General features: G+C 66.6%; 27 protein-coding genes and 2 tRNA genes. 18 read left to right on the top strand and 11 right to left on the bottom strand.

Annotation, left to right across the window (positions count from 1 at the left end; translation table 11 throughout):
* Nucleotides 1-40: 40 nt before the first annotated feature.
* A complete protein-coding gene (gene lipB, locus JL11_RS13255; RefSeq protein WP_054766066.1) occupies nucleotides 41-757 on the bottom strand; it encodes a lipoyl(octanoyl) transferase LipB in 717 nt (238 codons plus the stop codon).
* Between the two features lie 65 nt (nucleotides 758-822).
* Between lipB and JL11_RS13260 the strand changes: the two genes are divergently transcribed.
* The 8 genes from JL11_RS13260 (at nucleotide 823) to JL11_RS13295 (ending at nucleotide 6,852) form a co-directional block, all read left to right on the top strand.
* Complete coding sequence (locus tag JL11_RS13260; RefSeq protein WP_054766067.1) at nucleotides 823-1,074, top strand: FliM/FliN family flagellar motor switch protein; 252 nt, start codon at nucleotides 823-825, stop codon at nucleotides 1,072-1,074.
* Between the two features lie 96 nt (nucleotides 1,075-1,170).
* A tRNA-Leu gene (locus JL11_RS13265) sits at nucleotides 1,171-1,255 on the top strand.
* 65 nt (nucleotides 1,256-1,320) lie between these two features.
* Nucleotides 1,321-2,739, top strand: coding sequence for a magnesium transporter (mgtE, locus tag JL11_RS13270; protein ID WP_054766068.1), 1,419 nt, complete (start codon nucleotides 1,321-1,323; stop codon nucleotides 2,737-2,739).
* A gap of 69 nt (nucleotides 2,740-2,808) precedes the next feature.
* On the top strand, nucleotides 2,809-4,005 hold the full coding sequence (locus tag JL11_RS13275; protein WP_156314200.1) for a lysozyme: 1,197 nt from the start codon (nucleotides 2,809-2,811) through the stop codon (nucleotides 4,003-4,005).
* Nucleotides 4,006-4,061: 56 nt separating this feature from the next.
* Entirely contained in the window at nucleotides 4,062-4,649 is a 588-nt protein-coding gene (locus JL11_RS13280) for a hypothetical protein (protein ID WP_054766070.1), read from the top strand.
* A gap of 81 nt (nucleotides 4,650-4,730) precedes the next feature.
* Entirely contained in the window at nucleotides 4,731-5,894 is a 1,164-nt protein-coding gene (locus tag JL11_RS13285; RefSeq protein ID WP_054766071.1) for an isovaleryl-CoA dehydrogenase, read from the top strand.
* A gap of 29 nt (nucleotides 5,895-5,923) precedes the next feature.
* On the top strand, nucleotides 5,924-6,112 hold the full coding sequence (locus JL11_RS13290; protein WP_054766072.1) for a DUF3008 family protein: 189 nt from the start codon (nucleotides 5,924-5,926) through the stop codon (nucleotides 6,110-6,112).
* 101 nt (nucleotides 6,113-6,213) lie between these two features.
* Complete coding sequence (locus JL11_RS13295; protein WP_054766982.1) at nucleotides 6,214-6,852, top strand: exopolysaccharide biosynthesis protein; 639 nt, start codon at nucleotides 6,214-6,216, stop codon at nucleotides 6,850-6,852.
* 245 nt (nucleotides 6,853-7,097) lie between these two features.
* On the opposite strand, the gene flaF is transcribed toward JL11_RS13295, so the two are convergent.
* Together flaF and flbT are read right to left on the bottom strand one after the other, a co-directional pair.
* Nucleotides 7,098-7,463 carry a flagellar biosynthesis regulator FlaF gene (gene flaF / locus JL11_RS13300; protein ID WP_054766073.1) on the bottom strand — a complete coding sequence of 122 codons (366 nt, stop codon included), beginning with the start codon at nucleotides 7,461-7,463 and terminating at the stop codon, nucleotides 7,098-7,100.
* On the bottom strand, nucleotides 7,423-7,845 hold the full coding sequence (gene flbT / locus JL11_RS13305; RefSeq protein WP_054766074.1) for a flagellar biosynthesis repressor FlbT: 423 nt from the start codon (nucleotides 7,843-7,845) through the stop codon (nucleotides 7,423-7,425). Before flbT ends, flaF begins: the two co-directional genes overlap by 41 nt.
* Before the next feature lie 157 nt (nucleotides 7,846-8,002).
* Here flbT and JL11_RS13310 point away from each other — a divergent pair, with 157 nt between their 5' ends.
* The 7 genes from JL11_RS13310 to JL11_RS13340 all read left to right on the top strand — a co-directional run bounded on the left by JL11_RS13310 (nucleotide 8,003) and on the right by JL11_RS13340 (nucleotide 12,311).
* Nucleotides 8,003-8,440, top strand: coding sequence for a hypothetical protein (locus tag JL11_RS13310; protein ID WP_054766075.1), 438 nt, complete (start codon nucleotides 8,003-8,005; stop codon nucleotides 8,438-8,440).
* An 11-nt stretch (nucleotides 8,441-8,451) separates the two neighbouring features.
* On the top strand, nucleotides 8,452-8,649 hold the full coding sequence (locus tag JL11_RS13315; protein WP_054766076.1) for a hypothetical protein: 198 nt from the start codon (nucleotides 8,452-8,454) through the stop codon (nucleotides 8,647-8,649).
* Between the two features lie 64 nt (nucleotides 8,650-8,713).
* Complete coding sequence (locus JL11_RS13320; RefSeq protein WP_054766077.1) at nucleotides 8,714-9,574, top strand: AAA family ATPase; 861 nt, start codon at nucleotides 8,714-8,716, stop codon at nucleotides 9,572-9,574.
* A 57-nt stretch (nucleotides 9,575-9,631) separates the two neighbouring features.
* A complete protein-coding gene (locus JL11_RS13325) occupies nucleotides 9,632-10,444 on the top strand; it encodes a hypothetical protein (RefSeq protein ID WP_054766078.1) in 813 nt (270 codons plus the stop codon).
* 144 nt (nucleotides 10,445-10,588) lie between these two features.
* Complete coding sequence (locus JL11_RS13330) at nucleotides 10,589-11,182, top strand: YfbR-like 5'-deoxynucleotidase (protein WP_054766983.1); 594 nt, start codon at nucleotides 10,589-10,591, stop codon at nucleotides 11,180-11,182.
* A gap of 55 nt (nucleotides 11,183-11,237) precedes the next feature.
* Nucleotides 11,238-12,134: an NUDIX hydrolase gene (locus tag JL11_RS13335; RefSeq protein ID WP_227976115.1), complete on the top strand. Its 897-nt coding sequence runs from the start codon at nucleotides 11,238-11,240 to the stop codon at nucleotides 12,132-12,134.
* 87 nt (nucleotides 12,135-12,221) lie between these two features.
* Nucleotides 12,222-12,311: transfer RNA gene (locus JL11_RS13340), tRNA-Ser, on the top strand.
* 129 nt (nucleotides 12,312-12,440) lie between these two features.
* Here the strand turns inward: JL11_RS13340 and JL11_RS13345 are convergent.
* The 8 genes from JL11_RS13345 to JL11_RS13380 all read right to left on the bottom strand — a co-directional run bounded on the left by JL11_RS13345 (nucleotide 12,441) and on the right by JL11_RS13380 (nucleotide 23,784).
* On the bottom strand, nucleotides 12,441-14,267 hold the full coding sequence (locus JL11_RS13345; protein ID WP_054766080.1) for a Ca2+-dependent phosphoinositide-specific phospholipase C: 1,827 nt from the start codon (nucleotides 14,265-14,267) through the stop codon (nucleotides 12,441-12,443).
* Between the two features lie 39 nt (nucleotides 14,268-14,306).
* Entirely contained in the window at nucleotides 14,307-17,282 is a 2,976-nt protein-coding gene (locus JL11_RS13350) for a TonB-dependent receptor (RefSeq protein ID WP_231681309.1), read from the bottom strand.
* 80 nt (nucleotides 17,283-17,362) lie between these two features.
* On the bottom strand, nucleotides 17,363-18,370 hold the full coding sequence (locus tag JL11_RS13355; RefSeq protein WP_054766081.1) for a FecR family protein: 1,008 nt from the start codon (nucleotides 18,368-18,370) through the stop codon (nucleotides 17,363-17,365).
* Between the two features lie 84 nt (nucleotides 18,371-18,454).
* The gene (locus JL11_RS13360) at nucleotides 18,455-18,958 is read right to left on the bottom strand and encodes an RNA polymerase sigma factor (RefSeq protein WP_054766082.1); all 504 of its coding nucleotides are present in this window, start codon (nucleotides 18,956-18,958) and stop codon (nucleotides 18,455-18,457) included.
* Nucleotides 18,959-19,124: 166 nt separating this feature from the next.
* Complete coding sequence (locus JL11_RS13365) at nucleotides 19,125-21,884, bottom strand: TonB-dependent receptor (protein WP_054766083.1); 2,760 nt, start codon at nucleotides 21,882-21,884, stop codon at nucleotides 19,125-19,127.
* Nucleotides 21,885-22,063: 179 nt separating this feature from the next.
* Nucleotides 22,064-22,690 carry a DUF1190 domain-containing protein gene (locus JL11_RS13370; protein ID WP_054766985.1) on the bottom strand — a complete coding sequence of 209 codons (627 nt, stop codon included), beginning with the start codon at nucleotides 22,688-22,690 and terminating at the stop codon, nucleotides 22,064-22,066.
* Nucleotides 22,691-22,695: 5 nt separating this feature from the next.
* On the bottom strand, nucleotides 22,696-23,109 hold the full coding sequence (locus JL11_RS13375; protein WP_054766084.1) for a DUF350 domain-containing protein: 414 nt from the start codon (nucleotides 23,107-23,109) through the stop codon (nucleotides 22,696-22,698).
* A gap of 27 nt (nucleotides 23,110-23,136) precedes the next feature.
* Nucleotides 23,137-23,784, bottom strand: coding sequence for a DUF2491 family protein (locus tag JL11_RS13380; RefSeq protein WP_054766085.1), 648 nt, complete (start codon nucleotides 23,782-23,784; stop codon nucleotides 23,137-23,139).
* Between the two features lie 137 nt (nucleotides 23,785-23,921).
* Between JL11_RS13380 and JL11_RS13385 the strand changes: the two genes are divergently transcribed.
* The 3 genes from JL11_RS13385 to JL11_RS13395 are packed head-to-tail and all read left to right on the top strand — an operon-like array spanning nucleotide 23,922 to nucleotide 26,544.
* Complete coding sequence (locus JL11_RS13385) at nucleotides 23,922-24,602, top strand: YjfI family protein (RefSeq protein WP_054766086.1); 681 nt, start codon at nucleotides 23,922-23,924, stop codon at nucleotides 24,600-24,602.
* Nucleotides 24,603-24,618: 16 nt separating this feature from the next.
* On the top strand, nucleotides 24,619-25,374 hold the full coding sequence (locus tag JL11_RS13390) for a PspA/IM30 family protein (protein ID WP_054766087.1): 756 nt from the start codon (nucleotides 24,619-24,621) through the stop codon (nucleotides 25,372-25,374).
* 3 nt (nucleotides 25,375-25,377) lie between these two features.
* Nucleotides 25,378-26,544 carry a glutathionylspermidine synthase family protein gene (locus JL11_RS13395; RefSeq protein WP_054766088.1) on the top strand — a complete coding sequence of 389 codons (1,167 nt, stop codon included), beginning with the start codon at nucleotides 25,378-25,380 and terminating at the stop codon, nucleotides 26,542-26,544.
* Nucleotides 26,545-26,609: the final 65 nt, after the last annotated feature.

The raw sequence follows: 26,609 nt of genomic DNA on the forward strand, positions 1-26,609 counted from the left end.
TGGCGCGATTGTCGCATCCCTCGCCGAGCGCCGATACGGCTCAGAGTGGCGGGGAACTTTCCGTTACCGGACCGAATATCTGTCGGAAGCTGTTCTTCAACGCCGCATCCGCCTCGTCCATCGTGGCCAGGATTCCCAGGTCCACCAGGCTGGTCACCCCGTGCTCCTGGATGCCGCACGGCACGATGCCGCCGAAATGCTCCAGGTCGGGCTCCACGTTCAGGCTGATCCCGTGGAAGCTGACCCATTTGCGGACCTTGACCCCGATGGCGGCGATCTTGTCCTCGCGCGACCAGCCGGCGCCCTTGCGCTCGACCCAGACCCCGACCCGGCCCTCGCGCACCCCGGCCTCCACGCCGAACCGGTCCAAGGCGCCGATCAGCCATTGCTCCAGCCCGCGCACGAAACCGCGCACGTCCTTGCCGCGATGGTTCAGGTCCAGCATCACATAGGCCACGCGCTGACCCGGTCCGTGATAGGTGAACTGCCCGCCACGCCCCGTGCGATGAACGGGAAAGCGCGCCGCATCGAGCAGATCCTCGTCCTTGGCCGACACACCAGCCGTATAGAGGGGCGGATGCTCCAAGAGCCACACCAGCTCCGCCGCCTCCCCCGCCGCGATGGCGGCGACGCGGGCCTCCATGAACGACTCGGCGGCGGCGTAATCGACATAGGTCGAAGAGACGGTCCATTCGACCGGGCGGCCGTCGCCGCGACGCAGCTTCTTAAGGTCAGGACTTAACGGGTCGGCAAGCATAAGGCTTCAATGTGCAGGCGGAGGCGTTTCCGCAAGGGACGACCTCTTAGTGAACGAGAGCGCCCGTGTCCCAGATCAACGCCGTCAACGTCGAAATCTCAGTCGTGCTGGGGCGTATGGTGCTGCCGATGTCCCAACTGCTGAAGATGGGTCGGGGCGCGGTGATTCCGCTGGATGCCTCCGAGGGCGACGAGGTTTGGATCCTGGCGAACAACCACCCCGTCGCACGCGGCGAGATCGAGATTCGCGAAGACCGGATCGCCATCACCGTCACCCGGCCCGCCGACGTCTATGACTTCATGGCCGGCGCGGCCTGAGGTCCGAACGGCGTCAGCCGCACAAAGCGCGCTCGGGTCAAAAGAGAGACTTTCCTTTTCCAGCGGCTTCGTCTATTCGCCGCCGCTCCGATGCGAGCGGTCGTGGCGGAATTGGTAGACGCGCAGCGTTGAGGTCGCTGTGGGGCAACCCGTGGAAGTTCGAGTCTTCTCGACCGCACCATCTGGCTAAACAGGGCGATTCATCGGCTAACTACGGCTGGACATTCTACCAAGGGAGGCGACCACGTGAGCACCACGGACACCGCCTTTGCTCCAGCCGAAGCGCCTGAAACCGAAGACCACGCCGCCCTGGACGAGGACTATGTCCTCACGCCCCAATTCGTCGAAAAAGTCGTGGACGCCGCCGACGACGGCGACGGCATGCGACTGCGGTCGCTGCTGGAGGATCTGCACCCCGCCGACGTCGCCGATCTGATGGGCTTCCTGACGGCTGAGCACCGCGCGGTCGTGGTGCTGTGGCTGCCGCCGGAACTGTTGGCCGAGACCCTGCCGGAGCTGGACGACGGGATTCGGGAAGAAGTGCTGGAGCGGGTGCCGCACGGCACCCTGGCCGAGGCCCTACAGGAACTGGATTCCGACGACGCCGCCGCCGTGGTCGAGGATCTGGAAGACGACCAGCGCGAACGCGTCCTGGCCGCCATGCCCGACGTCGATCGCGCCGCGATCGAGAGCAGCCTGGGCTATGAGGAAGAGTCCGCCGGCCGCCTGATGCAGCGCGAGGTGATGGCGGCGCCCCAGTTCTGGAGCGTGGGCGACACCATCGACCATATCCGCAAACAGGGCGACGACCTGCCGGAGCTGTTCTTCGACATCTATGTGGTCGATCCGCTGAACCGCCCCGTCGGCGGGGTGCCGATTAGCGGCCTGTTGCGCGCCCCCCGCAGCGCCGCCCTGTCCGACCTGATGGAGCCGATCAATGAGATCGCGGTCGATCAGGACCAGGAAGAGGTCGCCTACATCTTCGAAAAGTACCATCTGATCTCGGCGCCAGTCGTGGACGCGGCCGGCCGGCTGGTCGGCCAGATCACTGTCGACGACATCGTCAACATCATTCAGGAGGAGAACCGCGAGGACATCCTGCGTCTGGCGGGTGTCTCCGACGAGGATCGCGGCTCGTCCGTGACCGAGATCGTGCGCGGCCGCGTGCCTTGGCTGGCCATCAACCTGGCGACCGCCGCCCTGGGCGCCAGCGTGATCGGCCTGTTCGAGGGCACGATCCAACAAATTGTGGCCCTGGCGGTCCTGATGCCCATCGTCTCGGCCATCGGCGGCAATGCAGGCACCCAGGCTCTGACCGTCACTGTCCGCGCCCTCGCGACCCGCGAACTGAACTCCGCCAACGCCACCCGCACGTTTTTCCGCGAACTGGTCGTGGGCCTGGCCAACGGCCTGATCCTGGCGCCCCTGATCGGCGTCGCCGCGGGGATCTGGTTCCGAGATGAGGACTGGAAGATCGGCGTCGTCATCGCCGCCGCCATGATCCTGAACCTGCTGGTCGCGGCCTGTATCGGGGTTCTGACGCCCCTGACCCTGTCGAAGCTGAAGTTCGACCCCGCCGTCTCCTCGGCGGTGTTCGTGACCGCCACGACCGATTTCTTCGGCTTCCTCATATTCCTGGGTCTTGCGACGATCGTTCTGTTGTAAACGCTTGGCCCCAGGCTTGCTGCGGGACGGCTCAGGGCCGAGCCGTCGTCTCGCTTTGGGGCAACACCTGTGTCAGACACGTTGAAACCGACCAAGATCTCCCGCGAGGGTGTCATTCTGATCAAGAGCTTCGAGGGTTTCCGCCCTCGGGCGATCCAGCGCGACGACGGCCGCTGGATGATCGGTTATGGCCATACGGCGTCCGCCCGCGAGGGGCTGACCGTTTCGGAAGTCGATGCTGAACTGCTGTTGCAGTACGACCTGCTGCCTGTCGTCAAGGCGATCGACGAAGTCCAGGCGCCGCTGAACCAGCACCAGTACGACGCCCTCGCCAGTTTCGTCTTCTCCATCGGGGTGGATCGCTTCCGCTCCTCCGAGGTCTTGAGGCGACTGAACGCGGGTGAGACCCAGGCTGCGGCCGAAGCCCTGGCCGCCTGGATCGACGACGGCGGCCCCTTGTCGCCCCCGCGTCGCCGCGCGACCGAACGGGCCCTGTTCGTCGCCAATCCGGACGCCCCGGTCTCCCTTGCCGATCTGCTGTCCGCTCCCCTGCCCCCGGCGACGGCGACGATCTTGGAGACGACGGAGGCGGCCGGTTCGACCGGTTTCGACGCGGTCGATGTCGCGCCTTTTCCGGCCCATGACGCGTCGGAGCCCATGACGTGGGAAAGCGCAATATCCGCCCTGCTGAACGAGTCGGATCTCAAGCAAGCGGACGAAGAGGTCGACGAAGGTCCCGATCAGGCGTCTCATCCTGCAGACGACGCCGCGGACGCACCTGCGAGCCAGGACGCCGAAACCCCCATGGCGAACGGCGAAGCTCAACCGGTGGAAGCCGAGCCGGTGACGACGGTCGAACCTTTGGTCGATGCGGGCAAGCCGTGCGCAGACTCCGCCTCGCCCCCTGCCGAATCCTCTGTTGCGCTTCTTCTGGACGAGCCGGCCGTCGAGGCGGAACCCGAAGAGGCCAAGGCCGTGCCTAGGCCTGCCGAATCTTCAGATGGTGAGGCGGAAACAAGCGAGCCCCCGGTCGAGGCCGACGCAGGAGAATTCGTCGCTCCGGCCCTCGAACAGCCCACAGCGTCGGACGAACCCGAGCCTGCCTCATCGGAGCCGGCTTCAGCGTCCCCTGCCGCCCGCCCGGCGCCCAGCGCGGCCGTCTTCTATTCTCCCTACGCGATTCGGGTGACCGGACCGCTCGCCCTCCTCTCCTCGCCCCCCCGTCGCCCCCGGCGGCCTCCGCCTCAGCCGTCCCGGCGGCGCTGACGCCCGTCCCGCTTGAGACCCTTGCCGCAGAAGCGGAGCCGGCGAACGACGACGGCGTGAGCCTTCCGGAGGAGGCTGTGGCGGCGCCGGCCGCCGAGGCGGAAGCGGCCTCCGTCGATCAGCCCGCCTTCGAGCCGTCCAACGCCCCGAGCCCCACGCCGACCCTGGCATCCGCCGATGCGCCCGACGTGGAGGAACAGACGGTTCAGGTGCCCATGTTCTTGATCGCCCCGACCGAGCCGCCCGCCGAGCCGGACAGCGAGCAGGCGTCGGCGGGGCGTTTGGAGGCCGCTCCGCCTCCCCACGCCGCGACCGATGCGACGGGATTCACCGACCTCGATCAGACCGCCCTGTTCGACGCGGAGGTCCAACCGGAGGACGGCCTGCATCCGTCGATCGACCAGGAGGCGACGCCCGACAAACGGTTCGACTGGAGCGAAACCGCGACCTTCCTGGTGATGGGCGGCATAGGCATGCTGGCCTTCGGCGCGGCCATGGCGGCCTTCCGACAGGCGTCGAACTCGACGGGGGGCGAGACCGCCGTCATCGGCTGGGTTCTGGCGATCATCGCCTTGGCCTGCGTCGGGGTGTCGGGCTACAATCTGTTTCAGCGCTGGGGCCGCCCGACGGATCCGACGGCCTGACGGACGGAATCGTCACAGGCTGAAACGGACAGGTCGTCCTGCGCTTTGCGAAAGGCCGTGCGCGATGCTACGCCCAAGGGCATGAGCATTCCCTTCGCACCCCAATCCATGGAATTCGGCCTCGGCGAGAACGCGGACGCCATTCGCGACACCACCGCGCGCTGGGCGGCGGATCGCCTGGCGCCCCTGGCCGCCGAGATCGACGAAACGAACAGCTTCCGCCGCGAACTCTGGCCCGAGATGGGCGAACTGGGCCTGCACGGCATCACGGTCGAGGAAGAGTTCGGCGGCCTTGGCCTGGGCTATCTGGAACATGTGGTGGCGATGGAGGAGGTGTCGCGCGCCTCGGCCTCGATCGGCCTCAGCTACGGCGCCCACTCCAATCTGTGCGTCAACCAGATCCGCCGCTGGGGCACGCCTGAGCAGAAACAGAAATATCTGCCCAAGCTGATCAGCGGCGAACACGTCGGATCGCTCGCCATGTCCGAGGCCGGGTCCGGCTCGGACGTCATGTCCATGCGCACCCGGGCCGAAAAGCGGGGCGACCGCTACGTCCTGAACGGGACCAAATTCTGGATCACCAACGCCCCCCACGCCGAGACCCTGGTGGTCTATGCCCGCACGGGCGACGGCAACGGCGGGGTGACCGCCTTTCTCATCGAAAAGGGCATGAAGGGGTTCAGCGTCTCCAAGAAGCTGGACAAGATGGGCATGCGCGGCTCCGACACCGCCGAACTGGTGTTCGAGGACTGCGAAGTGCCCGAGGAGAACGTCATGGGCCCGGTCGGCGGCGGCGCCGGCGTGCTGATGAGCGGCCTGGACTATGAGCGCGCAGTCCTCGCCGCCGGCCCACTGGGCATCATGCAGGCCGCCCTGGACGTGGTCCTGCCCTATGTCCGCGACCGCAAACAGTTCGGCAAGCCGATCGGCAGCTTCCAGCTGATGCAGGGCAAGGTGGCCGACATGTACGTCGCCCTGAACAGCGCCCGGGCCTACGTTTATTCGGTGGCCCGCGCCTGCGACGCCGGCCTGACCACCCGCTATGACGCTGCGGGCGCCATTCTGCTGGCGTCCGAAAACGCCGTGAAGGTCACGCTTGAGGCCGTTCAGGCCCTGGGCGGCGCGGGCTACACCAAGGAGTGGCCTGTCGAACGTCTGGTCCGAGACGCCAAACTCTATGACATCGGCGCCGGCACCAACGAGATCCGTCGCTTCCTCATCGGTCGGGAACTGCTGGGCGGCTGACGGCTTCTTCCGAACGGAAGGAGACGCCCATGCCCGCAAAATCCGCAGCCCAGCAGAAGGCCGCCGGCGCCGCCCTGTCGGCCAAGCGCGGCGACACGCCCAAGTCGGAGCTGAAGGGCGCGTCCAAGTCCATGGCCGAGTCCATGACGGAAAAACAGCTGGAAGACTTCGCCCACACCGAACGCAAGGGCAAACCCGAACACGCGGCCAAGAAATAGCCGGTTCGGCGCGATTCTTCGGCATTGTTGCCGTTCCGTAAGTGGCGGTGAAACCTCTGTGCGCCTAAATGGGCGAACTCCTTTCGCCGAGCCCGCCGCTGATGCCCGCCCAAGACAAGCCGAACGACGACCTGCGGCTCTTCTCCGACGTGATCGAGGAACTGGGCGAAGGCGACGACCCCAAACTGAAGCTGGAAGAGCTGGTCGCCGCTTTCGGCGAACGGGGCTTCGGGGCCATGATACTGATCCTGTCGATGCTGGCCCTGCTGCCGTGGCCGCCGGGCGGCAAGGCGGTGTTCGCCGTGCCCATCATTCTGATGTCGCTGGAACTGGCCTTTCAGCGCAGTTCGATCTGGCTGCCGCGCTGGGCGCTGCGCACCTCCATCAGCCGTCCCGCCTATCGCGCGGGGGTGTCGCGGATCATGAAGACGGTGCGCTATGTCGAAAACCTGACCCAGCCGCGCCTTCCCCTTCTGACCGGTGAAGTCGCCGATACCGTCACCGGCCTCGTCTGCGTCCTGCTGGCGCTGATCATGGCCCTGCCGATTCCGTTCGGAGACGCCCTGCCGGGCATCGCCCTGGTCTTCTTCGCCCTAGGCATGATGCAGAGAGACGGTGTGGCCATTCTGCTGGGCGCACTGGCGACCGGTGCCTGCGGCCTCTACCTGTTCCTGATCTGGCACACGGTGTCAGAGATCGCCCATCACGCGGCCGGATGGTTCTCGGGCGTTCTGCCCTGAACGACAAAAGGGCCGCCGCGTCGCCGCGACGGCCCTTCATTGTCTGACCGCGAACGGCCGGACCGCAACTCAGCCCGAAAGGATCAGGCCAGGCCTCCAACGAGGACCAGGGTCGCGGCCACCGCACGCGATTGATGACAATGAGACACTGGATCACCTCCTTTCGACTGTTGAACAGGGACTCGAAAGGTAAGACGCCTCAAGGCCTTGCGCCAATAGGCTTCGCGATTTCGTGAAGTCGGTCGTCAGGCCGCCTGCTGCGCGCCCGGCGCCAGGCCCTGCATCATCATGCGATTGATGTCGATCAGGTCCTCGAACGACTCCTCTCCGCGCATGACCAGAGAAGAGTGGCGATTGACGAACAGGCTCAACGAGATGATCTGGGCGCGCACGGCCTGCGGCAGGACATTGGCGGAATCGCCGCAGTCCGCCGCCAAGGTCGACCACAGACGCCGGTTCCAATCCAGGGCGTCGATCCGGGTCGCCAGATCGCGCTCATCAGACTTGGAAGCCTGAACCAAGGCCCGGGTGACCTGACCGAACAGCCGGTATTCCAGGTCGCGGGGCGTCTCAGCCCGCGTCGCCGCCGCTGTGTACGCCTGAAGCGACATTGAGCACCTTCTCTTCGTAATCGACAATCTTACGGGCGGCCATCAAGGCCTTGTAGTATTCGCGTTGCAGCACATGGCGCGAGGCGGAGACACATTCGGCCAAGATGTCCGGGTTCTTGGTCGCCCCCATGAATTCGGTGATGCGGAGCGCCATCTCGTCGTAGAATTTCGACGCCGACGCCTCGTCCAGATACATCATCATGATCGGGAAATAGATGCGACGCGCCGGCGTCGTCACCTCATCGGCCTGCATGATGTCCTTTTCACGCAAAACACTGGCGCGGTTTTGCAGGATGAGAACGCCGCGACGGTCGCCGTTTTGAACCACCGCGCCGTTCAACACGAATTTTTCGCCGGGTTTCAACGACAGTTTCAAAGCCATTGACGACCGAACTCCTTCAGCAGGTCGGAACCGATCGAAGATGGACCGCCCCTAACGATTCGAAACCTTAAAGGCTGAGGGTTAATCATCCCTTGTCCCCAGCCTGCGCGGAACACCTGCCTCGGGGCGACGTTTCGTCACCAGACAGGAGGCGACCATGCCCGACATGGACTATCAGGACGATCAGGGACAGGCCGAGGTCTTTGACGAAACCCATCTGGACGATGAAGGCGAAGGCGACCTTCTGCTGGATGAGGCTGACCAAATTCTTGACGTCACCCAGGCCGACGGCGATGCGGACGAAGACGCCTTCGACGAGGACGACCTCGACATCGACGATCAACTGGCCCTGGACGGGATCGAGCGCGAGGCGGACGCCCTGCTCGGCATGGACGGCGAAAAGGTCAATCAGTCCGACGCCGACAGCAATGATCTGGCGGCCGAGGGCGAAGTCGAACTGGTCTACTCGGGCCTGATGGAAAATGAGCGCGGCGCCCAGGCCAGTGCGGCGCACTGGGAGGCGCGACGCCTCGACGACGACGATATCGAACAGCTCGGCTACGGCGCCGACGACGCCCGCACGCAAGAATCCTGAAAGGAGCGCACATGCAGGACGCGAACGCTAAACAAGACGCCTCGACGGACACACCCCACGCCAAAAGGGTCGAACCGCGCGAAGGCAAGCCCGACCAGTTGGAACACCGCGTAAATCCGGAAGAAGGGCGCGAGGAGGCGCTGATCGACGAGAGCGTGGAAGAGACCTTCCCCGCCAGCGATCCCATCTCGCCAAAACACATCACCTGATCGCTGTTCAGGCGATTGCCGATCGGCTAACCCGCTTCGTGGCACTCACGAGGCGGGTTTTTTCATGAGCCGGTTTGAAGGCACTGATCGCTACATCGCGACGGCGGACCTCAAGGTCGCCGTCAATGCGGCCGTGGCCTTGGAACGTCCGCTGCTGATCAAGGGCGAACCGGGAACGGGCAAGACCGTGCTGGCCTATGAGGTCGCCAAGGCCTTCGATGCGCCCCTGATCACCTGGCACGTCAAATCGACCACCAAGGCCCATAACGGACTCTATGAGTACGACGCCGTCAGCCGGCTGCGCGACAGCCAGCTCGGCGAGGCGCGGGTTCAGGACGTCCGCAACTATCTGAAGAAGGGCAAGTTGTGGGAGGCTTTCACATCCCCGACGCGCCCCGTCCTGCTGATCGACGAGATCGACAAGGCGGACATCGAATTCCCCAACGACCTGTTGCAGGAACTCGACCGGATGGAGTTCTATGTTCAGGAGATCGACGAGACGATCCGCGCCGAGGTCCGGCCCATCGTCATCATCACCTCGAACAATGAAAAGGAGCTGCCGGACGCCTTCCTGCGCCGCTGCTTCTTCCACTATATCCGCTTTCCCGACGCCGAGACCCTGGCGGCCATCGTCGACGTCCATTTTCCGGGCATCAAACCGCGCCTGGTCTCGGAGGCGTTGAAGACCTTCTACGAGATCCGCGACACGGCCGGCCTGAAGAAGAAGCCCTCCACCTCCGAACTGTTGGATTGGCTGAAGCTGCTGCTGGTCGAAGACATTGACGCGGAAACCCTGCGCGAAAAGACGCCCAACAAGCTGATCCCGCCCCTGCACGGCGCCCTGCTCAAGAACGAGCAGGACATTCACCTGTTCGAACGCCTGGCCTTCCTGGGCCGCAGAGACGGCGCGCGCCCGGGCGGCTGAGCGGCATTACCGCGATTTCACTGGACCACTCTCTTCGATGGCTCAAAAATAGAGACCATGAGCGTTACACTCCCGTATCGTTTGCTGACCGCCGGCGTGGCGATCGTCGGGCTCGGTGCAGGCCTGGTCGCCTGTGACGGCGAAAACGCGGTTCGGATCACCAAGACCACGACGACCAGCGCCTCCAATGACGTGGAGCCCGGCGTGCTCAAGGTCGTCGAAGGTCTGAAATGCCCCGAAACGCTGGGCGTGCTGACGCGCAAGGGCTTTGCAGACCCCGGCGGGGCCGCCTGCACCTACGGCGGCCCCCGCGGCGCCGAGGTGGTGCTCTATCTGGTCAAGCTTGAAGATCGGTCCGCCGAGGACGTGCTGCGCGAATACGAACGCCGCGTCTCGTCGGACATGCCCCAGGCGGCGGTGCGTATCGACGCCCGCCAGACGGAAAACGGAGCGGAAGAGGCCACTGTCGCCGCGCCCGGCGTGAACATCCAGGCCAAGGGCGATGACGCCTCGGTCAAGCTTCCGGGGCTTCAGATCGAGACCCGGGGCGACAGCGCGAGCGTTCGCATCGCGGGCATCAACATCCAGTCCAAGGACGGCGAAGGCGTCCGCACCGAAAAGAGCAGCGTCAAGATCGACTCTAACGGCGAAACCACCCAGATTCGCACCCAGGCGCCAGGGGACGCCACGCGGGCCAGCTTCATCCTGGCGGACGACGACGTGCCGGCGGGCGCATGGCGTCAGGTCGGCTTCGAGGCGCGTGGGCCCGCCGGCGGCCCGCTCGTCATCGCCACGGTTCGCTCCAAGTCACGGCACGACCGGGTGTTCGAAACGGCCAAGGATCTGGTCGCCCTGAACGTCGGAGACTGAAATCCGCGCCGAAAACAAGCGCCGACGGCCGGACGCCTTGATCCTGACGGCGCTTTGCGTCACCTGACCAGCCCACCAGCGAGCAGGATCGACGATTTGGCCGAGCGCCCCAAGAAAAAGACCGAAGTCCGCGCCTGGCAGCGCATGCTGTCGGGCCGACGCCTGGATTTGCTCGACCCCTCTCCTTTTGACATTGAGATCGAGGACATCGCCCACGGCCTGGCCCGGGTTGCGCGGTGGAACGGCCAGACCATCGGCGAGCACGCCTTTTCGGTGGCCCAGCACAGCGTCGTGGTCGAGGAGATCGCCGCCCACATCAAGCCGGGGCTCGATCCCAAATGGCGCCTCGCCGCTCTGCTGCACGACGCCTCCGAATATGTCATCGGCGACATGATCTCGCCGTTCAAGGCGGCCCTGGGATCCGGCTACAAGGACTTCGAGGCGCGGCTGGAAGCCGCCATCCACGTCCGCTACGGCCTGCCGCCCAAGACGCCCCAAACGATCAAGACCCTGATCAAGAAGGCAGACAAGGCCTGCGCCTATTTCGAGGCGACGCAGTTGGCCGGTTTCAGCGAGAAGGAATCGCTCGGCTTCTTCGGCGCGCCGCCGCCCGGATACAGCCTGACCATCGAGCCCCTGCCGGCCTCTCTCGCCCAGGCGCGCTATCTGGAGCGGTACCAGGTGCTGGCCAAGGCCGTGGGCCTTCTGCCCGCCGACGACGCCTGGCACACGGAATAGAGCTGTGACTGGGCCGACGGATCAAGGCGTGCGAATCGGTCTGTCGGCCGTCGTCATGACGCTGAAGGACCGTCGTGCCGTGGTCCTGACCACCCAGACGGAAGACGGCGTCCGCGCCCTGCCGTTCGGGCCTTTCGACCCGGCGCGGGACCGCACCTTTGAGCGCGCGCTGCGCGACTTCGTGACCGATCAGACGGGGTTCCGGCTCGGCTTCGTCGAACAGCTCTACACCTTCGGCGACGCGGGCCGCGCCTCGCCCCGCGCAGCGCCCGGCCCCGACCAGATGCGCGAGGTGTCGGTCGGCTATCTGGCCCTGACCTCGGAAGCCGCCGCTCCGCCGGCCCATGACGCCCAATGGACCCCCGTCTTCGACATCTTCCCCTGGGAGGATCGGCGTTGCGGCCGATCGACTCTGCATGGCTCGGTGATCGACGCCCTTTTTCGCTGGGCCGGGGCGGATGAACGCCGCCTGGGCCGCGCCCGGGCCCTCTTCGCCCTGACGCCGGATCATCGCTGGAATGAGGAGCGCGTTCTGGAGCGCTACGAACTTCTTTATGAGGCGCGCCTGGTTGCGGAGGCTTGGCGCGACGCCCGACAGACGCCGCACGACGTCCCGCCCCTCCCCGGCGCCGTCATGGGCTCCGACCACCGGCGCATTCTCGCCACGGGCCTTGGTCGGCTGCGCAGCAAGCTGAAGTATCGGCCCGTCCTGTTCGACCTGACGCCTGAGTCCTTCACCCTTTCCGAGCTTCAGGCGGCCGCCGAGGCCGTCTCCGGCCTCACCCTGCACAAGCAGAACTTCCGCCGCGCTGTGGAGCGGGCAGGCCTGGTCGAGCCCACCGGCCGGATGTCGTCGGCCACGGGCGGCCGCCCCGCCGAGCTGTTTCGATTCAAGGGCCTGGACCCGGAAACCGGCGCCGCGCCCGGACTGTCGCTGCCGGCGCAAAGATAGGTTCGGATTTCTTTCACAGACAGCTTGCGGCGCCGCCGCTCTGCCATTAGAGAAGCCGCTCGCTCGACCAAGCGACTGATGCGCCGCGGAGAGGTGGCAGAGTGGTCGAATGTACCGCACTCGAAATGCGGCGTGCCTGGAAGGGTACCGTGGGTTCGAATCCCACCCTCTCCGCCATCATCCTGCCGCCTCCAGGCCAAGCCGGACGCACCCCCGAAAACTGACGGCTTTCCTGCCGAACGCGCGTCGCTTCGATCTCTAATTCCAGAGACTCCGCCGGACTTTCGACCGGCGGAGCTGTGTCCCCTACTGCACCTGACCTGAGCGAGCGAGCGCCGCCTGGACCTCGGCCCGGGCGGCCTCCATGTCGCGACGGAAGACGTCGGAGCGTTGTTCGGCCCCATAGATGATCATGCCCGACAGTAGGCCGGCCTCGACGGCGCTGTAGCTGTGTGATCCGCAGATGTAGCGGCTCTCGGCGTAGGCGCGGCCGCGGGCGTACAGTTCGTTCGCGCGCTGGGGGGCCAGTTCGGCCAGGATCATGGCCACATGGGCGCCGTGGGCCGAATGGCCGGACGGATAGTCGGGATTGCCGGCCAGATGGTCGGTCTTGGCTTCGCAGATCGGCTGGTCCGTGCCGATATAGGGCCGTTTCGTGCCCCAGTGGGTCTTGGCGTCGCCCACGACGGATCGGTCATTGCCCGCCCGGTTCAGAAGGGCGGTCAGCACGGGCGCGGCGTCCGGCGTCAGTCGCACGCCCAGGGCCTCTGCGAAGTCGTCATAGATCTCGCCCGACACGTCCGAGGTCGCCAGCGCCCAGCGCGGCGTGCCCTGCAGGGCGCGGGTCTCACGGAATACGCCCTGGTCGGCGACGGCGCGGGGCGAACCCGGCGGGGGCGGCGGAGCCAGCACCTGGGTCAGATCCGGGCGGTCCGTCGGCGCCAGATAGCCGCGCGCCGCCCCTTCGTCGGTCAGCTCCACGGCGAGCCCGTCGCACCGCTTTTCAGTCCGCAGCAGATTGCAGACAGCCGCCGCGCCCCCGGTCAGCCGCACCTCATAGGCGGGGAAGCGCGGATCCGGCGTCATATAGTCGGTAGACACATATTGCGCTCCGCTGGCGAAGGCGGCGCTGCGCATGGAGACGTCGCTCGTGCGCGCCTCCCGGGTGTCGGCGTCGGCGCGGGTGCGGACGATGAAGCCGGCGCGAACGGCGGCGCGAATGCGCGCCTGATCGGCCACCGGGTCGTTCAACGTCAGATAGGCCGCTGCCGGCGAGGTCTCGTCGGTGTTGACGAAGAAGATCCGACCTTCCAGCGAACGCCGCGCGCCGCGATAGGCGGCGACCTTCTCGGGGCCTTCATCCAGGGCGAAGAAGACCTTGCCGCGCGCCGCGCCCAGCCGCGGCCAGCCTCCGGCCAGAACCCCTTCACGCAGGGTGGCGTGACGCCCCTGGACCCGGTCGGGCGTGATCAGGTGATCGGCGTCGAACACCGACCGCACCTCGGCGTCCAGGGCGTCCCAGGCGGCGGCGTCGAAATCCAGCGGCGTCGTTCCGCCGGGCATGGCCGGGCCGCCCGTCTTGGCGTTCAGCATGATCAGAATGGGGGCATGGTCCGAATGGGCGCGCGACCAGTCGCGGATCTCCGTCAGACAGGCCACAAAGGTCAGGCAGGTGCTGCGGAAGTCGACGTCGGGCATGTGCAGGGTCTTGAAGCCCGGCCGGGCCATGGCTTCCGCGAAGGCGGCGCTGACCGGCGCGCCCTGGCCCGGCCGTCCCAGGGCCGACAGGGGATGGGCGTAGCGCCCGCCCTGCGGATCGTTCAGCACGTCGATCTCGATCTGGCGCGCCCCGGCTTCCAGCTGTTCCGTCAGGGGGCGATGCGAATAGTCCAGAGCCACGGCGCCGGGATTGACGGCGATCATGGCCTGAAGTTCGGCGGAGGGGATCGGCAGCTTGTAGCTGTTGTGGGTGCCCACCGCCGTCAGATCGTTCATGCCCAGATTGCGATCCATCCAGGCCGGGGCGCAGGGGTCGCCGCCGGCCGCGCGTAGATCGGCTGCGGTCAGGTCGCAGGCCGGCGCCGCGCCCGCCAGAGCGGAGCCGGCCATAAGGGCCGCCATCAGATTGAGCATCGAAAATCCTCGGAAGTCACAGGCAGAAGGGAAAAGGGATCACAGCGACCAGCGCAGGCTGGCGGTCAGGCTGGGGCCGACGCGGCCCAGCTGGAGCAGGCGCCGCGTGTCGTATTCGTAGGCGAGGTCGGTCGTATCGGTCAGGTTGGAGGCGGCGACGACCAGGGTGCCGCCGGACCCGATCTCGAACGAGGCCTGAGCGTCCAGATAGCCGGCGGGGCCGACGGTGAAGTCGGCCACCCCTCCCCCCTGCATGTCCGCCTCGGACCGGAAGGCGGACCGCCAGGACCAGGACAGGCCGATCACGACCGGCCCGCGCTCGAAGAAGGGGTTGATGGAATAGGCGAAGCGCGACACCCCCGCCAGGCTGCGTCCGCCCGGCCCGTGGCCGTCGGTGAAGGTGCCGCTGGCCCACAGGCCGAAGCCGGAGGGAAGCCGCCGGTGAAGCCCCACCTCCACGCCCCGGCTGATCGCGCGCCCCAGATTGGCCGGCCGCGACATCATCACCTCGGCCCGCACCAGGGGACCGGCGCGGGTCTCGAACACCAGCATCTCGGGCGCGTCCACCAGGCCGATGAAGTCGTCGATGCTTTTGTGGAAGACGGCGAGGCTGAGCGCGCCTTGCGGAAAGCTCCACTCATACGAGGCGTCGAGATTGGTCGACATATAGGGGCTGAGATCCGGGTTGCCGCCGACCCCGGTGAAGATCGAGCCGGGCGACGGGGCGTCGATCTCTGCCTGCCCGCGCTCATAGATGTTCGAGACAAGGGAGCTGGCGGGCACGGTCGCCCGGCGCAGGTCCGCCAGCGAGGGCCGCGTCATCGTGCGGGACGCCGCCAGCCGCAGGCGCCGGCCCCGATCCAGATCGAAGGCGATGTTGAAACTGGGCAGCAGGGCGGTGTCGGTCCCCAGCTTGGAGACCGGCCGAATGGCGGCGCTGCCGCTGTCGCCGGCGTTCAGAAAGGCGCCGTCCACCGCCGTGCGCGTCGTCACCAGACGAAGACCCAGATTGCCCGAGAAGGGGGCGCCGCCCGCCTCTCCCTCGAAATCCGTTCGCCCGTAAAGAGCCCCGACACGCTCGCCGACGCGATAGGAGTTCTGCAGGTCGGCGCCCGTGGGAGCCAGGGCGTCGGGCCCGACCGCCAACTCCTCGCTTTCCCGGGGGATGTGAAAGGCCTGCTGAAACCGGTCGAAGTCGGCGGCGATCCAGGATCCCGGATGCCGGTCGATCAGGGAATCGAACACGTCGTCGGCCACGCGAAATCCGAGAAACTCGGGGGTGATAACGGCGCCCGGCCGAAGCGCGGCCTCACGGTCGCGTCTCTGGTAATCGCGGGACCGATCGCTGATCTGGGCGCCGAAGGCGATTTCGGTCAGGACCGTCCTGCCGAGATCGACGGACACGGGACGCCGCAGATCGAGGAGGCCCGTCAGGTCCTCGTCGACGGATTCGATGGCGCGAACGCCCAAACGCTTGAAGGCGAAGCCGGTCGGGTCGGACAGGTCGAGATCGGTAGTCAGCAGCACGGCCTTTCGCCCGCTCGCCGCTCCGCTGACATCGAACACATAGGCGGGGGCCTGTAACGAACGGAAGGAGATCCTCTCCAGCGGCGTATCCAGCTTTGATCGTGCGCGGGACAGGCTGAAACGCGGCGTCAGGCTCCAATCGCCCAGCACCACATCCGCCCTGCCCGACACCACGATGTTCAGGTGCGCCTGGGCGGAGAACTCCGTGTTGTTGTCGATCACGCCCGCCCGGATCGAGCCGGCCGTGACCACGCCGTCCGTGACCGTGGCCATGGCGCCGGGCGTCTCCAGAAGGGCGCCGACCCCATAGGCGATCCGGTCCTCGCGAATGGTGTTGTCGAAGGTGGAGACGAGGCTGTCGAACCGCAGCCTGAGCGAAGGCGACGCCCGCCACTCTCCGCCGAGGAAGAGGATGCGCCTCAGCCGATCCTCGTGCTCGAGCGTCGTCCTCACATCGCTGGGGGCGACCGCCGGCTGCCCCTCGACGACGACCGGCGTATAGCGTCCCACCTGAAAACGGTCGTAGAGGACCGACCGCCCCTCCTGGGACACGCCGCCGACCAAACCCCATGCGCCGCCTTGGGACACGAACCGGCCCGCGAGGGAGACGTCTGTTTCCGGCCGGCCCGTTCGCGCCTCCACGGAGGCGCCCGCCCTGAAGCTCAGGAAGGGATCCCCGTCCAGGCCGCCGATCGTCTCGATGTCGATGTTGGAGCCGATCCCGCCCTCGATCAGATCGGGCGTCGCCGACTTGGTGAGCTGAGCCCCCGCCAGGAGATCGGCCGACAGGGCGCGGAAGCGGAACTGCCGACCGCTCTGGGTCGAGTTGCGGATGTTCTCGTTGAAGGCGACTGGCCCTCCGTTCAGGGTCACCGACTGGAACAGCGGCCCCAGCCCCCGGACGCTGACGAACTGCCCCTCGCCCACCTCGCGTTCGATGGCCACGCCGGGCACTCTCTGGAGGGCCTCAGCCAGATTCGCCGCCGGAAGTTCGCCGATCCGGGTCGCGGACGCGCTGTCCAGGATGACGTCCGCCGCCGCCTTGCGTCGCAAGGATTCCTCGATCTGCTCCGACAGCCGCCCCACGACCGTGATCGACTCCAGCTCTGCGGCGGGAATGGGCGGGATCTCGGCGGGCTTTTGAGCCTCCATCCAGACCCGCAGCCCCCGGTCGCCGATGAAACGGTGCCGCAAGCCGGTGCCTTGGAGCATCTGGTCTGCCGCAGCGCGCCAGGACATTTGCCCGCGAACCGCTCGCGTGCGCCGCGCCTCGCCCATGGGCGTCAGAAAGGCCAGGTCACAGCCCGCCGAAACACAGAGCTGCACCAAGGCGCGACGCGCGTCCTGGGCGGGGATGTCGAAAACCTGCGCGCGATCCTGCGCCCGGGCGGCCGGGGCCCAGCCGCCGAGGGCGACGATCGCCAGAGCGGCGGCGGCGACGCCTCCCCGTAGCGCATCGAACGGCGTCGATCGTGCGGGCGGTTTCAAGCGAACGGCGCCTTGAGCCAGGGTAGCGAACAACGAAGACGCAACGCTTAGCGCGCTTGCGTGACAGCTCTGCGATAGACCTATTCGGGGCGGATCAGGACCCGGCCGTCCTCGCCGCGTTCGATCGAGATCGGCAACAGGGCGTCCAGCCGGTCGATCAGTTTCGCCTCGTCCGTCAGGGGCAAAACCGCCGTCACGCGCATCTCGGCGAGGGCGGGGTCGGCGATCACCAGGGGCGCGCCTGCGTAGCGCCCGGCCTCTTCGACCACGACCGACAGGGGCGCATCGTGGAAGACCAGTCTGCGCTCGCGCCAGGCGGTGGCCGCCTCGACGTCGATCCGACGAAGACTGACGCGGTTGACGCCCCGTTTGAAGACGGCCTGCTGCCCCGGAGCCAGGGCGACGGCGCGCTCCAGCGCGCGGGCGCGGCCGACGTCGGTCCGCCCGATGGCGACCCGTCCCTCCAGCAACGACACCTCCGCCTGGTCGTTTCTCAACGCCGCCGCGAACCGCGTCCCTGTCACGATGACGTAGCGATCCTCGACCGCGACCTGGAAGGGTCGTTCGGCATTGTGGGCGACGTCGAAATAGGCCGCGCCCTGCATCAGGGTTAGGCCGCGGGCGTCACGGCGATAGGCGACCTGGATCCGCGTGTCGGAATCCAGGGTGACGCGTGACCCGTCTTCCAGCGTCACATCCGTGATCTGGCCCGGCGCGCTGGCGTAAACACGACCGGCCGCGACGGCGGGCTCCTGGCCAGCGCCGGGCAGGACCAGAGCGACGGCGGCCACCGCCGCCACCGCGCCTGTCGCCAGGCCGCCGGCGATCAGCATACGTCTCTGGGACACGACATTCCGTCGCCCCCGAAGACGCGCCAGATCGGCCGCAAAGACATCGCTCAACGGCGACAGTTCCGCCACCCCCCTCTTCGCGGCCTCGTACTGGTCCAGATGAGCCTCGTCCGCCTCCAGCCATTCGAGGAAGGCCGCCTGGTCGCGTGCGGAGACGTCCGGCCGTCGCATGCGCGCCAGCCAGGCTTCGGCGGTCAGCGGCCGACGATCAAACAGGGATGTCAGGCGCTGGATCATGCGCAAACAGAACGCTCCGGGACGCGGCGGGCGGATGGGGCGCCGAGGCCTTCAAGACTCACAACGACAGTTTCGCCAAACCCCTCAGCCATCTCGTGAAATCTTCAGCTGACGGAGGGCTTCGGCAATGTGTTTTTCGACCATGCTGACCGACACGCCCAGACGTTTGGCGATCTGGGCGTAGGTCTGGTCCTCGAACCGGTGCAATAGAAAGGCGTCGCGGGTTCGCGGCGGCAGGGCGCGGATGACGCGGGCGGCCGCAGCCAGATTCTCCCTGCCGATCAGCTGCTGGTCGGCGGCAGGCGCCTCGCTGGCCACGGCGCGCGGCGAGGCGTCGAGGGCGTGGATGTCGTCCGTGCCGCGAACCCCCGTCCGACCGGCGGCCTTCCAACGATCCGCCTGAAGGTTTCGGGCGATGACGAACAACAGGGGGCGGGCGTCCGGCCCCGTCAGATCGTGGCCCGCGCGGTGGAAACGCGTGAAGGCTTCCTGGGCCACGTCCTCCGCGTCCTCGGCCGACAGGCCCCGGCGCTGCACATAGGCCATGAGATCGCGCCGCAGGCCGGCGAAGACCTGATCAAGCGACATGGTCGCCCCGCCCACCTGGACACTCAGACGCGACTAAGCGAAGACGCCCCCTCCTCGCGGAAGGGGCGTCGCGCCGGCCTCTGTCCCGGCGGGTTGGGCCGGGGAAGGCGAAGGACGACGTCGGTCGCCCCCCGCTTTCGACATGAGGTTCGCTTGTGGGAATGGATCAGAACTCCATCCGCAGGCCGAAGTTGATACGGCGTCCCGACTTTTCGTACATGGTCGGGAAGGAGGGATCCATCGTGTATCCCTTGGTCGCCTCGTCCGTGACGTTGATGCCTTCCACATTGATCTGGAGGCTGTCGGTCACGCGGTAGCTGGCCGACAGATCGACCTGGCCATAGCCCTCGCGCGTGATCGGGTACATCTCGTAGCCGATGGCTTCGACGTACTCGTCCTTGTAGTTGTAGGAGGCGCGGGCCTGGACCTTGTCGTTCTCGTAGAACAGGGTGACGTTGTAGGTGTTGTCGGCCAGCCCGATGGGCGGCGTCGGGATGCCAAGAGTCGAGGAGCCGGTCAGCGAGCTGTCCAGCACCGTGTAGTTGGCGTTGATCCCGAAGCCTTCCAGCGGTGAGAAGAACTGGCCGAAGGGCACGACGGCGACCAGCTCCACGCCGCTGACCTCGTAGGAGCCGGGCTCGTTGATCGGCTGATAGACGTCGAAGGTGTAGACGCCGTCGATCGTGCCGTTGGCGTTGTACTTGGTCACGTTCGGCACCGTGCCCGTCAGGGCCTGACGCACGACGCCCTCGATCTCCTTCCAGAAGTAGGAGACCGCCAGCAGGCCGCCGTCGCCCAGATACTGTTCCAGACCGGCTTCCCACTGTTTGGCGTAGGTCGGCTTCAGGTTGGGGTTGCCGTCGGTGAAGCGGAACGAGTTCCAGCTGGCCGTGCGCTTGTAGGCCAGGTCCGTCAGGGCCGGACGGATCAGGGTCTCGGATGCTGCGGCGCGGAAGATCAGGCTGTCGGTCAGGTCGGCAGTGATGTTCAGGCTGGGCAGGACCTTGTCGTAGCTGCCGTCGCTGGACACCGGCTCCGGCGTATAGGTGGTGCCGCCGGTCGGCGTTTGAATCTGGTGATAGCCCGAAGAGGTGATCGAGGTGTCGATGTAGCGGGCGCCGCCGTTGACGGCGACCGGCACCGGTCCCAGGTCGAACTCCAGGTCAGCCATGGCGTAGGCGGCCAGAACCTCTTCCGTCACCTCGTAGTAGTCGCCGACGTTGAAGGGAGTGAAGAAGCCGTCATAGCGGAAGGTGCGACGGGCGTAGTCGTTCGAGACCTGGCTCCAGTTCAGGTCGCGGATGCTGTAGTCGCCGCCGGGCACCAGATCGCCGATCGGCGTCAGTTCGCTCTGCGACATCGGGCGCCCCACATAGTCGACCTTGCCTGCGCCGGAGCCCTGGATGTTCAGCGAACCGTACTGACGCTCCTTGGACTTGTCCGTGTAGCGCGCGCCGACCTGGACGCTCTTCAGCGCCGGGAAGAAGCTGAAGTCGAGGTAATGGGTGAAGTCGATCTGGGCGGCGTACTTGTCGTCGTTGATCTCTTCGTAGGTGGTCTCATACGCCTCGAACAGATAGCGCGAGGGCGAGTTGTACATGTCGATCGAGGCCGGGTTGGCGCTCTGGATCGTCTCGCCGCCTTCGGCCGTCCAGCGCGTCCGCGACGGCGCATAGGCCACGTGCTTCAGGTTGGCGTAGTCCAGGGTCTTCTCGGCGCCGGAATAGCCGGCGATGGCGTGCAGTTTCCAGCTGTCCCCGCTCCAGTTCAGTTCGGTTCCAAACTGCTGGTAGTCGGTTTCGTTGATACGCTCCTTGCTGAGCATCTCGTGCTGGGTCGCGGTGTAGGAGACGTCGCGCAGCACCACCATGCCGTAGTCGGCCAGGGTGGTCTTGTCGAACTCGTGGATGGTCTCCAGGGTCGAGCGGCTGGAGGCCGAATAGGCAGCCGCATCATACTCGTCCTCGGTCGTGTCGTAACTGCCGACCATGGCGTCGAAGGCCAGGCTGAAGTTCGACGACGGGCGATACTGCAGAGAGACGGTGCCGCCCCACTGATCCTGGGTGTTCAGATAGGCGCGGTCGCCGACCTTGTCCTGGAAGATGATCCGGTTGGTGACATTGGTGTCGGACCGGTTCGGAATGGCGATGCCGGCGTCTCGCAGCAGAACCGCCGCCGCCTGGGTCCCCCGGGCGCCGGTCGAGGTCGCCAGGAAGCGCGACATCGGGCGGAAGTTGATGCCCGATTCCGAGTCGGTGCGGTTGGTGCGGCGGGCCGTCGAGAAGGACACCAGGGCCCCGAAGTCGCCCCAGGTGTCGCTGGCCAGGAAGGCGATCTTGGGATCGATCTCTTCGGAGATGGAGTTGTAGGCGCCCTCCACCGAACCGACGACCCGGCGACCGGCGTAATCGAACGGACGGGCGGTCGAGATATTGACCGAACCGGCGATGCCGCCTTCTTCATCGGCGGCGCGCGGCGACTTCTGGACCGTCACCTGCTGGATGATTTCCGAGGCGAAGATGTCGAACTCGACGTCACGACCGCCGCTGCCCGAGGCGGTGGCCAGGCCGTTGATGCTGACGAAGGTGAAATCGCTGGGCAGGCCGCGCACGTTGACGCGCTGGCCCAGGCCGCGGTTGCGTTCGATGGTGACGCCTGGGATGCGCTGCAGTGCCTCGGCCAGGTTCTGTTCGGGGAAGTTGGCGACGTCGGTGGCGACGATGGAGTCCGAGAAGCCGACCGTCTTGCGCTTGATGTCGACCGCCTCTTCAAGGCTGCGGCGATAGGAGCCGGTGACGACGATCTCGTCCAGAGTGGCTGTGGCCTGGCTCGCGACGGCGGCCGGTTCGGCGGTCTGCGCCAAGGCGACGAACGGCGTTGCAGCGACCACGGCGAAGGCCGTCGTGCCCAGAATTCGGTTCTTCATGTGAGTAGCCCCCAGTGAGTTCTAGGCGCTTCAACGACGGGCTCTCAGGCCCCCTCAATGTGTGACAGGCCTTTTCATTCAAACTTCACGGCCCTGTCGCGTTCGACCTTCTCACACAAGCAAAACGGCCCGCAGGCGCAACCTGCGGGCCGTCGTCCGATTCTGGCGAAGGGACGAGTTCAGCCGCCGAAACTGCGCCCCCCGCCGCCGAAGCCGCCGCGCGAGACGACCGTGGTCCGGCTCTGTACCCGCGTCGGCGCCTGCTTCACGACATCTCCGTTTTCGCGCGTCGTCACCATCCGACCGGTCCGGTAGTCGCGATAGGCATAGCCGCCGCCGTATCCGTTCACATATCGATCCTCGCGGTCTCGATACAGCGGGCCGCCCCCGTAGTAGCGCCCGCCGTCCAGCATCTGGCCGATGACGAAGCCGGCCAGCAGCGGGGTGAAGAACGACCCGCCGCCCTGATTGCTCGGCTGGCACTGCGACGGGCCCCACTGGCCCTCGCACTCCTCGCGCGTGGCGTAGCGGGGGGCTGTGCGGGCGGCATCCTCCTGCGCCTTGGCCAGGGCGGCGTCGCACTGCGCGTCCGGTATGACGTCCGCCGCACGGCATTCATCCAGGGAGGCGTAGGCCAAGGCCGGTTCTGCTGCGGCGCGAGGCGCCGGCGCGTCCGGCGCGTCGCAGGCGGCCAGCGAGAAGCTCGCAGTGGCCATCAGGCCGCCGATATGCAGGGCGCGCGACCGTTTCAGTTGGCGCAGGGTCTTGGTCTGGGGCAGGTCGGCTTCCGGCTTGCGATCGGTCATGGCGGTCACGACGTCATGCAGGCGGCGTTCAGCAGGCCGACACAGATCGAGACTGAGGCGAGGTACACCGCCGCCGCGATCTCGCCCGCCTCGATCCGGGCCACCAGATTGCGGAAGGCCAGGCGGCTGATGGTGACGAAGACCACGATCTGGATCACCCCGGCCAGCAGGGCCCAGGCGGCGAACTCCATCAGACTGACCGTATGCGACAAGGCGGAAGCCAGCGGCAGGACATAGCCGATCAGGGCGCCGCCCAACGCAATGGCGGCGGCCGTATTGCCCTGCCGGATCAGCGTATGCTCGTGGTACGGCGTGACCCACTGGTAGACCAGCTTGAACGCCAGGGTGAAGCCGCCCGCCACGGCGAAGGCGATCAGGAAGGCGATCGCCCCCTGCTGAAACAGGAACCAGTCGAACATTCGGTCTTCCCCTCTTTAAACACGCCCTCAGGCGCGGAACTCGGCCATTTCCAGCGGAATGCCGATCATGATTTCGTGCGTCGTCTCGCCGCCCTCGGGCTGCTGCTCCAGGGCGATCATCAGTTCGCGCCCGCCCGCCAGTTCGCGTGCATAAAGCATGCAGGTCTGGAAGATCTTGGCGTAGGGCTTCGTCGCGGCGCGGTCGTCCCAGATGGTCTCCCACAGGGTGACCGGCGGCTGGATCGCGTCGCTCTCGGAGAACCAGAACCGCGGATAGTCGGGCAGGTCCTCGGCCGCCCCGTGGAAGACCGGCGCCGACAGCCGGTCGCGCCAGACCCGCCGTTCCCGCTCTCCCGGCGGATAGGCCGAGGTCCAGGGCACGAACAGGCTGAAATCATAGTTCTCCAGCCCCGCCTCGTCGTCGCTCATGGCCTGAAGCATGACGTGGTCGTCGGTGTAGAAGCGATGGACGAACTGGCCGCTTTCCAGACTGATCAGCCCCTGAGCCGAGATGTCGAGCACGTCGCGATCCAGTGCGAAACGGGTCTCTTCGCCCAGCCGCCGCCAGGCCAACGGGTCCAGCGACACGGTCCGACCCACGGTGATGTTGCGCACCGCCGCCAGCTTCGATGCGGGCTCAGCCTTGTTCGACGATCCGAAGAGTTTCTTGAACATGGCGACTATCTAGGCCCCATGGACGCCAAGGGCGAGCCTCGGACGCAAGAGCGACGGAACGAAGCGGTTCATACGCGCAACCTCAGCCCGATCTTGCATCACGTCAAGCGTTCATGTTACACGTTTCATGTAACGCCATGCCCAGCCGCACCCCGCACTCTTCCGCCGCCAACGACCGCATTCGCGCGTGGCGACAGGCGCGCCGGGAAGCGGGCCTCGTCAAGCTGGAGCTCTGGGTGCCGGAGGCCGCGCGCGACGACGTCAAGGCCGCCGTCCGCGCCATCGTCACGGACTCCACCCGCGGCCCGGAGCTTGCCGGGCGCCGCCGGATCCCCACTTCCGATTCCTTCACCCCTGGAGACGACCATCAGATGGACGCCGTGATCGAAACCCCCTGGACCGTGCCCGCCATCAAGGCGGCGCTGGACCAGTCCCCCCTGGTGCGCGAGGGCGAAATGACCCTGCGCGTGCTGGAGGGGGCGGACCCCGTACTGCTGGCCACCATGCATGAATATGGCGACCTGCCGGTCTATCTCAGCGTCGGGGGCGCCCAGATCGTCTGCTCGGTCCTGCTGTGGCCGGTGTCGGAACAGACCGATCGCCATGCCTTCAACGAGTTTCTCCTGAAGGCCCAGCGCGTGGTGCCCCTGTCGAACTTCGCCATCACCAACGTCGGCGGCGAGGACGTGTATGAGTTGATGGGAGAGCTGTCGTGCAAGACGACGCTCCAGACCATTCTGATCGAACTGCGCACCCTGGCCGAGAATGCGATCGACGCCACCGAACTGCGCGAAACCTTCGGCGCCGAAGCCGCCTGATCCGAAAGACCCGACCATGTCCATGCTCAGAAAACTCTCCGCCCTGTTCCGCGGCACGGCCCATGACGCAGCCCAGGGCCTCGTCGACGCCAACGCCCTGAAGATTCTCGATCAGGAAATCCGTGACGCCGACAACGCCCAGGGCAAGGCGCGCGACGACCTGGCCGGCCTGGTGGCGCGTCGCCGCATGGCCGAAAATGAGATGGCCAGCTTCCGCGACCAGATCGCCAAGTACGAAAGCTCGGCCCGCACCGCCCTGGCTCAGGGCAAGACCGATCTGGCCCGCGAGGTCGCCTCGCGTATCGCCGAGCTCGAAGTCGAGATCACCAGCCGCGGCCCGTTGATCGAGGACATGAAGACGGCAGAGACGCGTCTGCGCACGGCCATCGCCGCCACCGACCAGAAGATCGAGACGCTCCGTCGCGAGATCGACATCGTCAAGGTCAATGACTCAGTCCAGCGAGCCCAGACCTCGGTCGCCCTGAACTCGGCCGGCGCCCATTCGCGCATCGGCTCGGCGGCGGACAGCCTGCAACGGATCAAGCAGCGCCAGGCCATCCAGGAAGAAAAGCTGAACGCCAGCCAGGCCCTGGAAGATCGCCGCACCGGCGCCGATCTGGACGCCAAGCTGCGCGAGGCCGGCATCCTGCCCGGTCATTCGTCGGCCGACGATGTCCTGGCCCGCCTCAGCCAGCCGGAAGTGACCGTGGTCACCCCCCGCATCGGCCAATCCACCCTTGGCGTGGCCACGCCCGACAAGGACCCGGCCTGATCCATGGAGCGTCTGCGCTTCGATCCCCGCCCCGACTGGGAAGCCACGGCCGAGCGCCTAGGCTTCACCTGGCGCCACATCAACGGCGAGATCTATTGGGACGAGACGGCGGCCTACGCCTTCTCCCTGGAAGAGGTCGAGGACGGGATCGAGGCGCCGACCGCCGAACTGCACGGCCTCTGCCTGGAGCTGGTGAAGGAGGCCGTCCAGTCCGAGCGGCTGATGGAGCAGCTGGATATCCCCGAGCCCATGCGGGACTATGTAGCCGCCAGCTGGACGCGCGGGGATCCGTCCCTCTACGGCCGCTTCGACTTCGCCTATGACGGTCGGAGCCCGGCCAAGCTCTACGAATACAACGCCGACACCCCGACGAGCGTCTACGAGACGGCCGCCTTCCAGTGGCTGTGGCTGGAGGATCAGATCCGGGCCGGCGTCCTGCCCGCCGACGCCGACCAGTTCAACAGCCTCAGTGAAAAGCTGATCGCGCGGTTCCGCACCATTTTCCCGAACGGCGGCTTCGTCCATTTCTCGTCGGACGCCGATTTCGTGGAGGATCGCCAGACGGTGCGCTTCCTCGAAGACCTGGCCCAGCAGGCCGGGCTTGAGCCCCAGTTCGTCGCCATCGACCAGATCGGCCTGAACGCCGACGGCCGGTTCGTCGACCACGAGAACTGGATCATCCAGGCGATGTTCAAGCTCTATCCCTGGGAGCAGATGCTGCGCGACGACTACGCCGCCCCCCTGCCGACCGCCGATGTCCGGGTGCTTGAACCCGCCTGGAAGAGCATCCTGTCCAACAAGGCCATCCTGCCCCTGCTGTGGGAACGCCACAAAGGCCACCCCAATCTGCTGGAGGCCTATTTCGAGGGCGATCCGGCGCAGGCTGCTCTCGGGGATTCCTACGTCCGCAAGCCCCTGTTCTCGCGCGAGGGCGCCAATGTCGAACTGATCGACCAGGGCGTCAGCGCGGAAACGGTCGTGGATGGCGGCTACGGTCAGGGCCGCTTCATCCGCCAGGCCCTGCACGACACGCCCCGGTTCGACGACGCCCACGTCATCGTCGGCTCCTGGGTCGTCGGCGACGAACCGGTGGGCATGAGCCTGCGCGAGGATGTGGGCCGGATCACCCGCGACACCTCACGCTTTGTCCCGCACTTCATCCGTGACTGAGGCTCAACCGGAAACAGCGATCGGCCCGCGCAACCACTCTCAGACCCACGCCTGGATGGCAGCTG

The organism is Brevundimonas sp. DS20 (genome assembly GCF_001310255.1).
GTDB classification, from domain to species: Bacteria; Pseudomonadota; Alphaproteobacteria; order Caulobacterales; family Caulobacteraceae; genus Brevundimonas; species Brevundimonas aurantiaca.